Here is a 323-nt window from a genome sequence, read left to right on the forward strand (position 1 = left end):
AAGAAGAGCACTCGTCCTGCTTGAAGGGCACAGGAGTATCGGTCTGCTATACGTGAAAGCGGCCCAGCGTCTTGGGCTTCATCCAGTTACCCTGTCGGTTGACCCAACTCAGTACGGCTATCTTGCGGCGGAAGGGCTTGAGGCAGTCCGGGTCGATACAGACAATCTCGATGCGCTGATCGCCGAATGTTCCCGCCTAGGTGCGATCTATGACATAGCTGGCATTACTGGGCTTGCGAGCCCCGGCGAGTCGGTCTATGCGACAGTCGGCAAGCTCTGCCGCCATTTCGATCTACCGGGACCGAACCCCGCATCGATTGAAC

At 57.9% G+C, this 323-nt stretch carries 1 pseudogene; it reads left to right on the top strand.

What is annotated here, in order from left to right:
- Positions 1-323, top strand: a pseudogene (locus X744_RS1000000174850) (hypothetical protein); the annotation flags it as partial.

The sequence above is a fragment of the Mesorhizobium sp. LNHC252B00 genome (genome assembly GCF_000502955.1).
Classification (GTDB): Bacteria; Pseudomonadota; Alphaproteobacteria; order Rhizobiales; family Rhizobiaceae; genus Mesorhizobium.